At 68.2% G+C, this 9,485-nt stretch carries 6 protein-coding genes and 2 pseudogenes; 6 read left to right on the top strand and 2 right to left on the bottom strand.

What is annotated here, in order from left to right; translation table 11 throughout:
- Nucleotides 1–299: 299 nt before the first annotated feature.
- Both QM595_RS04610 and QM595_RS04605 read left to right on the top strand, forming a co-directional pair.
- Nucleotides 300–455: pseudogene (locus tag QM595_RS04610) on the top strand (IS110 family transposase); the annotation flags it as partial.
- A 120-nt stretch (nucleotides 456–575) separates the two neighbouring features.
- A complete protein-coding gene (locus QM595_RS04605; protein ID WP_415170349.1) occupies nucleotides 576–1,139 on the top strand; it encodes a peptidase inhibitor family I36 protein in 564 nt (187 codons plus the stop codon).
- 158 nt (nucleotides 1,140–1,297) lie between these two features.
- Here QM595_RS04605 and QM595_RS04600 read toward each other — a convergent pair whose 3' ends face one another.
- Nucleotides 1,298–2,692, bottom strand: a complete 1,395-nt coding sequence (locus QM595_RS04600; protein ID WP_415170350.1) for an IS1380 family transposase — start codon at nucleotides 2,690–2,692, stop codon at nucleotides 1,298–1,300.
- 318 nt (nucleotides 2,693–3,010) lie between these two features.
- Here QM595_RS04600 and QM595_RS04595 point away from each other — a divergent pair, with 318 nt between their 5' ends.
- Both QM595_RS04595 and QM595_RS04590 read left to right on the top strand, forming a co-directional pair.
- The gene (locus QM595_RS04595) at nucleotides 3,011–3,529 is read left to right on the top strand and encodes a sigma-70 family RNA polymerase sigma factor (protein ID WP_415170348.1); all 519 of its coding nucleotides are present in this window, start codon (nucleotides 3,011–3,013) and stop codon (nucleotides 3,527–3,529) included.
- Nucleotides 3,516–4,634 carry a CU044_5270 family protein gene (locus QM595_RS04590; protein ID WP_415170347.1) on the top strand — a complete coding sequence of 373 codons (1,119 nt, stop codon included), beginning with the start codon at nucleotides 3,516–3,518 and terminating at the stop codon, nucleotides 4,632–4,634. The genes QM595_RS04595 and QM595_RS04590 overlap by 14 nt, the downstream gene beginning before the upstream one ends.
- A gap of 487 nt (nucleotides 4,635–5,121) precedes the next feature.
- Here the strand turns inward: QM595_RS04590 and QM595_RS04585 are convergent.
- Nucleotides 5,122–6,530, bottom strand: a pseudogene (locus tag QM595_RS04585) (IS1380 family transposase).
- A gap of 746 nt (nucleotides 6,531–7,276) precedes the next feature.
- Between QM595_RS04585 and QM595_RS04580 the strand changes: the two are divergent.
- Together QM595_RS04580 and QM595_RS04575 are read left to right on the top strand one after the other, a co-directional pair.
- A complete protein-coding gene (locus tag QM595_RS04580; RefSeq protein WP_415170346.1) occupies nucleotides 7,277–7,807 on the top strand; it encodes a helix-turn-helix domain-containing protein in 531 nt (176 codons plus the stop codon).
- A 122-nt stretch (nucleotides 7,808–7,929) separates the two neighbouring features.
- A partial coding sequence (locus QM595_RS04575) for an IS1380 family transposase (RefSeq protein ID WP_415170345.1) occupies nucleotides 7,930–9,485 on the top strand: 1,556 nt, incomplete at its 3' end.

Here is a 9,485-nt window from a genome sequence, read left to right as displayed (position 1 = left end):
GGTCATCCAGGCGGTCAGCGTCACCGGGCCACCCGGGAACACCCGCTGGAGCTCGGCCAGGCCGGGAACGAAGCCACGCTCGGCGTCGGGGTCGAACTGCCAGGTGGGCAGACGCCACTCTCGGCCCGGTTCGGCTGGTGCGCGTGACCACTGTCGAGGCGTTGGCGGAGGCCTTCCACGGCAAGGTCGAAGGAGCGGCCATCAAGATCGCGGAGGAGCTCACCGAGGAGTCGGGCGAGACACTGGTCGTCCCACTGGCCACGGTGTTCCGACGCCGCCACCGATGCTTTCGTTGCGTCCGCATGATCCACCACCCCGAGAACCGCGCCTACGTCGAGAAACGACACGCCCAAAGACGCACCACCAAAGAGATCCGCCGCTGTCTCAAGCGCTACCTCGCCCGCCGGCTCTACCGCAACCTCGAAGCCCTCCACGCCGACCCATCACCAACTTGACAGAGATAGAAGAGTCTCAGTGTCCGCGGAGGCGGGAAGAGAACTTCTTTGGCAGGGACCGTTCGATTTGAAGTTCCAGCTGGCAGATATAGGTGGGCACCAACTTCACGCTGCCCCGCAGTGCTGGATCGCGGCCGGCACGAGCCCATCGGACATCGGAACAGGACACGAATGACAACGCGCAATGCCCGGCCCGGACGACTGAGACCCGCTCTGCTGATCGCCGGTTTCGTCGGCCTTCTCCTCACTGTCCTCCCGACCGCTCCCGTCCTTGCCACCGCGGCGGCGGGGGAGTCGACGGCGATAGAACAGATCATCGTCGAGGAGTTGGCGCAGCATCCCGGGGGAGGAGTGGTGGGCAACGAGATCCGTTACGACGACGGGCTCGTCTTTGTCGCCGTGCTCCCCGGGACGAACGCGCTGTCACAGTGCCCGAGCGGGCGCTTCTGCGGCTGGTCGAACACGAACTTCCAAGGCAGCTTCTACTCGGTGACGGGCTCGGGCCTGACCGCGCTGGCGTGGACAGCGCTGTCCTACAGCAACAACCGAGCCACCATCGCTCGGCTTCGCAACAGCTCCGACACCGCCGGAATCTGCTTCGCCCCCGGAGAGGCCCGGGCCAGCGTCGAACCGGCCTACTACAACCCCAGCAAGGTGCGCCTCGCAGCCGCGACAAGCTGCTGAATCCTCCTCGTTACCTGCCCTAGCCTCGATCTTTCGTTTGGCTTCGTGGTCGGCTGCTGACGCGGACTGATGTCGGCGTGGCTGGTGCGGGCATGGTCGGTCTCCGGCGCTGGGTCCGCCGGTTCTCCTGGCCTTGGTTGTCGGGTCGGTCGTCGGGGTCAAGCGGCGCGGAGGTTGCTCCAGCCGGTGTCGATGAGTCGGTTCCAGGGCCAGTCCCTGGGGAGTCGGAGACGTCTTCGGCGTTGGCCGTGGATGATGCGGCCGGCGACGGCGAGGATCCGGAATCGGAGCCGTTTCGGCTCCCACCTGCGGGCGGGTTCGTGTTCATCGAACGCAAGGATCTGGGTCCAGGTCAGCAGGTCCGCAGCCAAGGCGACGACCTCGGTCCAGATCCGGTTCTGTGCAAAGCCGTGGAAGGGGAGGTTGCGTAGCCCGGTGTCCTTCAGGGCGCGGATTCGGTCCTCGCAACGGGCGCGTTGGCGGTGTCGGACCTCGAGCGTCGCCAGTGTCCAGCCGGGTCCCTTGGTGTTCGTGGCGAAACAGGTGATGCGCCATCCGTTGTGGTCACTCAACCGAAGCTGGGCGCCCGGGTGGGGCCGTTCGCGGCGGGCGATGACCCTCATCGCGGGCGGCCAGTCGTCGCTGGTCCCAGTCCGGCTGGTGGGTGGCATCCAGGCGGTCAGCTCGGCGACTTGCGCACCGTCACGGGGCTCCCCGTCGCCATCGAGTGCTGCTTTCCACGCTTGGTCAGGGATTGCCTCGATCGCGGCCTTCACCGCGTTGCTGCCGCCGAAGCCGATCGAGTACTCCAGACCCAGGTCGGTGATGTGGCGAAGGAACGCCTTGGAACATCCGCCGGTGTCGGTACGGACCAGCACCTGGGCGCGCTCGTTGTCGGGGAGTTGAGCCAGGGTGTCGTCCAGGCAAGTGATGTGGTCGGTGCTGTCCCAGGCCGAGGCCCTGCCCGGGCGCAGGTTGATCACCCCGACATCGCCGGTCCCGTGCGCACCGTGATCGATCGAGGACGTCATCGGGTGGAACCCGTAGCCACGCTTGTAGGTCGGCTCAGCGTTCTCCTTGTCCGAGTGCGCGCCCACCAGCGTGGCGTCGATGTCGACGACGACCTGTCCACCAGCGCGCGTCCCGGGCACGCCAGCCAACGGCCGGTGCCGGGCCCAAACCCGCTTCCGAGCCTGCGCCCGCGCTTCGCGGATCGCGGCGACCGCGTCGTCGTCGTCGCTGGCCAGAGCCGCGAACAACCGCGAGATAGTCGGGTCTGATGCGACTGACCCGAAGACCGCTGGCTGGGCGCGGACCGCGGCCACGTCAGCCAGGCAGTCCCCACCGAGCGCGACCGCCGTGGCGACGTCGAGCAGAACCTTGCCCGGATCGTGGACCGCCCGGTCCGGCCGCCACGAGGACAGTGCCACCGACAACACCCGATCCAACCCGGCGACCCTGATCGTCTCCCGCATCAGCAACGCGCCCGAGGAGGAGATCAGCGACTCGCGGACAGGATCGAGAACAACATTCAGGGCCGGGCTAGGCTTCACCTGCGGAGTGCCTTCCACTTGAGTCTCTTGAACCGTCGCAAGTCCAAGATTCCCAAGCAGGACAGGCACTTCCGTGCTTTCAGCCCCGGTGTCGCTCGATCACTCGTGAAATCCCGAGGCTAGTAGCCTGTCGCGGCTAATTCGCTGCTACCGCGGCGCCCGGCCACGCACCCCGCGGCGTTGCCGACGCTCGACAGGCCACCGGCCTGCCTTCGCGCCAGCACCTTGCGAGGGACGCACCCGGACACCGCGCTACCACGCGTTTAGCCGCGACAGGCTACTAGGCTGGCCTCGGGGCAGGTAAAGAGGGAGGCAGTCTTGACGCGGGAGGAATTCGAGGAGTTCTTCCTGCTCGTCTACCCTCAACTTGTTCGGTATGTGCGTACTGCCCATGACCCGTCAGCTGCCGAGGATCTGGCGTCGAAGACCTTGGAGGATCTCTGGGAGATGGACGAGCCTGCTCCCACCGACGAGCAGTCGTTCTATCGGCTGCGGAAGTTCACCTTCGCGATCCTGCACCGGCACGTCGGGCACCACCTCCGAGACGAGAGCGCCCGTCGACGACGAGAGAATGTCTTCTCGACCGAGCAGGCTCTCCAAGGGGAGGTGCCGGACATCGCCGAGGAGATTGTCGATGCCGAGTGGCCCGAGTGGGCCAGCGACCTGCGTGAAGAAGAGCGCTACCTGCTCGAGCTGCACGCCCACAAGTGGAAGCCCGCCGAGATCGCGCCGATTCTCGGCATCAAGCCCACCGCCGTGTCGGCGCGGTTGCAACGGGTAAAGGACAAAGCACGAGGACTCTGGGGGAAGGAGGCCAATCGTGATGAGACGGAATGACCGTGATGACGACGAGGACGACGAGCGTTTCCGCCAGCAACTGATGGCCCACGGGATTCCCACACGTGACGTCTCGCCTCGCCCCGGCGATGGGGCTCGCGCCGCGGCAGAGCTCGCTCGGATTCTCGCGTTGCCCCAGCGGCGGCCCCCACTGCGGCGACGACTGGTCAACAGGTGGTCGAGGCGCCGGCCGACGCGGTTCGTACTTCCGGTTGTGGCGACCGTCGCGGCATTGGCGGTGGGGTTCTTCGTTGTCGTCCGACCCGGGGGCTCGGAGTACATCGCCGAAGCCGGGACCCCGCCGCTGCTCCGGCTCGGCGGGGTGGACGCCGGGGCGCTGCCGGCGTCCGGCGAGTCGGCGGCCGAGACGCTGCGCCAGCTGGCGATCGAGGCGTTGGGTCTTCCCTACGACGCCAGGCAACCTGTGCAGCAGGTGGTGGTCGACTCCTGGCTCTCGGAGTCTGCCGCGGAGATCGGGGCCGGTGACGCACAGTCGGTGCTTCGATCGGTGCAGCGCGAGACCTACGTCCTGCCCGATGACATCATCAGGAGCATCGAGCGCCGCGGGGGGCCGCTCGACCAAGCGGGCCGGGTCACCTCGCCGGTCGAGGAGGACGGCCCGCGACTCAGCGACGAGTCGTTCCCGATCCCAGACCGCGGGCACGACTACGCCGAGCGGCTTCCCACCGACCCGGCCCAGCTGCGGGCGGCCCTGCTCGACGGCTACGACGCCGCGACGCTGGCACAGGCTCCCGGTGGTGCGTTGCTGCTCCAGATCTCGTCTTTGATCGGGTCCTACGTCCTGCCCCCGCGGCTGATCTCCGCGATCTGGCAGATGCTGGCCGACGAGCCCAGCGTAACCCTGCTCGGAACTGCTCAGGACCGCCGAGGCCGAGAGGCACTCGTGCTCAGCACGCCTTCGATCGACGGCTACGGACAGCAACTGCTCCTAGCCGACCCTGAGAGCGGCGCAATCCTGGGTGATGAGGTGGTCCTGGTCAAGTCGTCGCCCACCTACTCGTTCACGCCGCCGGCGGTGATCTCGTTCAACACGATCGTCCGTTCGGCGCGAGTCCCGCTCGCAGAGGTCCCAGCCGAGCCCTGAGGTCCCTGGGCGAGGCCTCCCGGCCCGCAGGTGCTGTTGATGCTCAAGCCACGATGCGGACCTCGGGCGCCAGGAAGGCCCTTCCCGGATGCCGCCGTGGCAGTCAGACTTGCGGACATGGATGACCAGGCGGCCTTGCTCGCGCGGGGGTGGCGATTGCTGCGTCCGCTTGGATCGGGCAACCCCGCGACTTCGAGGCGTACCGCCGTCTCGTAGTCGCGGTCGATGCGCTGCGTCGAACCGCTCACAACGTCGTCTGAGGGGAGGCAGACCGTTGTCGCCTTCGAGGCCACGAACCGGGCTACGCGTCTCAGGCAGCTCGAGAGGTTAGCCTCGGCGTTTCATGCCGCCGCGTAGCGGCGGTGGTTTCGGGTGCTGGTCGCTGGTGAGGGGCTTGGGGCGCTTGGAGAGGTCGCTGTTGGCTCGGCTGGCGCTGCCGGGCTCCGGTTCTCCGGTCCTCGGGTCGGGGCGAGCGGGTCGCGGGTTGTCAGGCGAACGCCGCGCGTAGCCGGTCGCAGCCCTCGGCGATCTCGACGGCCCAGTGCCAGGTCTTATCGATGCGGAGCCGGGTCTGGCGTGCGCTGCGGGTGATGCGGGCGGCGACGTGCAGCGTCCGGTAGCGGAACGCGTGGATCTCACAGCGGGCGAGCTCGACCACGTCGGCGAAGCAGATCAGCTTGGTCCACGCGATGAGGTCGACCGCGGTCAGGACGACCTCGAGCCACGCGGCGTTCTCGTTCCAGGCCCGACAGGGCAGATTCCGCAGCCCGGTGGCCTTCGCCTGCCTGATGCGGTCCTCGACCCGGGCGTGTTGGCGGTGCCGCAGCTCGAGTCCGGCAGCCTGCCCGGCCACCAGACCTGGCCCGGTGTTGGTGAGGATCGCGGTGATCCGGTGTCCGTCGACGTCGGCGAAGGTGAGCTGGGCGCCGGGGCGGGGGCGCTCTTTGCGCAGGATCAACCGCGATCCGGTCGGCCAGGTGGAGAGGTCGATCATGCCGGTGGCCTCGGCCACCCAAGCGCCCTCGCGCAGATCGCCGTCGGTCTGGATCGCGGGGTGCCAGCACTGGTCAGGGATGACGTCGACGATCCGCTGGATCCGTACATCTACAGGGAATCCGAAGGAGAACCCGACCCCACGGTCGACACACGCCTCGGCGAATGCGTGGGTCGCTCCAGCCGAATCCGAACGGGCGAGCACACGCTGGCCGTCCCAACGCCCGGTCGCGGGGTCGAACACCGGGCGGGCGTGCTCAGGCAACGCTGCGATCGCCATGTCGAGCACGGTGATGTGATCGGCGGCGGTGTTCGACCCGGCGTTCCCGGGCCGCAGCAGACCTGCGAGTGCCTCGCCGCCGCGATGTCGGGACGGTCGAGGAAGCACAATAGTGGGTGGAACCCGAACGTCCTCTTCCAGGTCGCGGCAGCGTTCTCCTTATCGCTGTGGCTGATGGTGATCGTGGCGTCGAAGTCCAACAGCAGTTCGGCGAAATCCTCACTGCCCAGGTCCGGGCCGGCACCCGCAGCCCATGCCTGTTCGCGTGCCCCGGCACGGGCTGTTCGCAGCGCGGGGAGGTGATCGGCGTCGGCCTTGTCCAGAATCCGCCAGGTCGTGGGCATCGAGGCCACCGGGCCGTGCAGATCCTCCCGGTCGCCGAGGACCGCGATGCCGGTGATGACGTCCGCACCGTCAGCGACCGCGACCGCGAGATCGGTGAACGCCCGGCCCGGCGCATGCAGCCAGGGGCCGCGGTAGGTGTCCGCGAGCGCGGCGGTGACTCCATCGACCAGGCCGGTGTACTCGGCCATCTCGCGGAGCAACCCGACTCCGGCATGCGACACCACCCCCGCACGGTCCGCGGACACGATGACTCGACGCGACTGCTTGCTACGCTTCACCTGACAAGTGCCCGATCTGCTCGGCTGCTGGACCCTAGACAAGTCACAGTTTCCCAAGCAGGACGGGCACTTTCGCGTTGCACGGCTACGTGTCACGCAGATCAGCCATGAAACGCCGAGGCTAGGGCCATCGCTCCCACCTGGCCGGCGACCCGCGGAGCCCCGGGACGGTCGAGCTGCACCTGGTGATGGACAACTACGCGGCGCACAACCACGCGAAAATCAAGCAGGGGCTGCCCGGGAGCCCGCGGGAGCACGGCCTGGCTGGCACGGATCTGCTGCAGCGGGTCGGCCGGGCCGGGTCGAGCGAAACAGCCTCGCCGCGGACGCTACTGACGATGGTTCCGCTGCACCCTCCGGCGGAGGGGGCTCGATCTGGTGCCGTGTCCTGAGTGTGAGGCGCGTCGGGGCCTGGTCCAGGCCTAGGTGCCCTGCTGGCACGAAAGAAGATTCGCCGGGACCGTTCGATTCGCAATGCCAGCTGGCAGATAAAGGGTATCGAGGCGCACTCGGTAGGTAGTCACTCGCCAGGAGGGCACTGTGCCAGGAACACCACTCGTGACCCGCGGCACCATGTTCCGCGGGGGAAGCGCACACGTCCAGGCGACCGCAGCGGGGCTCGGCAGGCCGGTCCAGGCCCGAACTCGCGCCTGCATCGCGGCGACCGCCTCGGCCGCACTGCGGCGAGGTAGGGGCACCAACGAGTCCCTTGGCCGACGGCCCTCCACCCTGCCTGGGCAGCGCTGATGGACACACGGAACGAGGGCCTGTTGGCATCGGCTTCGGGGGAGGCCGTCGAAGCCGGTGGGGTCGGCCGCCAATCGCTAACGGGGCGGTCTATTCAGGGAGGCGTAGTGGAGAGGTCATGGCCAGGGGCCGGCGTGATCGGCAAAGAGACGACCGAGGTGCCGCCACCCCGCTCGCGCGGGGCCGCGGCTGCGCTTGAGACTCTCGATCCGGTGTCGCCGGGACCGCGCCCCTGGCCGGCAGCTGTGCGGCTCGGTCTAGAGATCCGGCGGCATCGGATGGCGAGGGGCCTTTCGCAGCGGGCACTCCTGGCGCTCATCGGGCTCTCGGCTCACAGCAACCTCAGCGACTATGAGCGGGGCCGTCGGATTCCTCCGCTTGATCTCGTCGAGTCGATCGAGGAGGCCCTCAGCGTGACCGACGGCCAGCTGTTGTTCTGGTGGCGTTCTGCGCTCGCTGAGCGCGCCGATCAGTGGTTTGACTCAGCAGCCGTCAAGGCTGACGGGACGAGGGAGGCGAATGGCACTTAGCCTCGATCCACCGATGGACTTTGAGGTGTTGAGCGTGCCGTGACGCGAAGAAGCCCTTCTGGGCTGGGAGTTTGGGACTTGCGACGGTCCAAACCACCCCACCTCAGGAGGGCATCTTCAAGATGCGACTCTCTCACACCCTCGGCCGCACCTCGGTCGCGTTCGACGATCCGAATCTCGTGTCGGCCGGCGGACTGGTCCCGGTGCTTGCGTTGGCTGAGTCGGCCGGGCTCCGGGACCTGGCTGATGGGCACCTCACGGTGCCGACCGACAAGGGCGCGAACGCCGGGTTGAAGGTCGCCTCGCTGGTCGGCGGGATGGTGGCCGGCGCGGACTCGATCGATGACATGGCGCTGCTGCGGCACGGCGGGATGAGCCGAGTCTTCGCCAAGGCGTATGCGCCCTCGACGCTGGGCTCGTTCCTGCGTGCGTTCACCTTTGGCCACGTCCGCCAGCTCGACGCGGTTGCCTCCCGGTTCCTGGTCGCGTTGGCCGCGCTCACCCGCCTGCTGACCTCGGCCACAGTCGCCGACGCCAACGCCGACCCGGGGTATGCGTTGGTCGATGTCGATGACACGATCATCGAGGTCCACGGCTATACCAAGCAGGGCGCCGGGTTCGGCTACTCCGGTGTCCGGGGGCTCAACGCACTGCTGGCCACCCTCACCGTGCCGCTCGCGACCGCGACGAGTGCGCCGGTGATCGTGGCCCAACGACTCCGCAAGGGCTCGACCGGCTCACCGCGTGGCGCGAAGCGCCTGGTCGGCGACGCGGTCCGAACGACTCGCAGGTTGCTCGGCAAGACTCGGCTGGTGCTGGTGAGGATGGACTCGGCGTTCTACGGCCGCGCCGCGGTCCACGCCGCCCTCAAGGGCGGTGCCGCCGTGTCGGTGACCGTGCGGATGGACCCCGCGGTCAAGAAGGCGATCGCCGCTATCGGCGACGAGGCGTGGACCCCGATCGAGTACACCGACGCCATCTTCGACGAAGAGACGGGCACGTGGATCTCCCGAGCCGAGGTCGCCGAGGTCGGCTTCACCGCCTTCGCCTCAGCCAAGAAGGCCGAACGCGTGGCCGGTCGGCTGATCGTGCGACGGATCCCCGACTTCAACGCCGAGAAGAACAAGGCAGCCGGACAAGACACCCTGTTCGACACCTGGCGCTTCCACGCCTTCTTCACCACCGCCGACCCCAAGGTCCTCGACACCGAGGCGGCGGACAAGACCCACCGCCATCACGCGGTCATCGAGCAGGTCCACGCCGATCTGAAGCACTCCGCGCTCGCGCACATGCCGTCCGGGGTGGGCGAGCACGGGATCACGATCGCTGCGAGCACCTACTACGCGCACCGGGCCCGCAACTTCGGGCCGAGTCCGGTCGAGCTCGACGAGGCGTACGCCGCCCACGAGCTGTACCGGCTGTGGGTGGCGAACCGGAAGCTCTACGGGCAGCACAAGCTGTGGAAGGCCGCCGTCCGGGCCGGCATCGCTCGTGGTCGTGACCAGGTCGCCCGGCTGATGGGCGTGTGTGGCATCAGCGGCGTCGTCCGGGGCCGGCACACCACCGTCACCACTCGGCGCGGCAACGACGCCGCGGCGCGGCACCCCGACCACATCAACCGTGCCTGGAACGACCCCGTCCGGCCCGATCAGTGGTGGGTCGCGGACTTCACCTACGT

The sequence above is a fragment of the Nocardioides sp. genome (assembly GCF_047607185.1).
Taxonomy (GTDB): Bacteria; Actinomycetota; Actinomycetes; order Propionibacteriales; family Nocardioidaceae; genus Nocardioides.
This window is presented reverse-complemented; position numbering and strand designations above follow the sequence as displayed.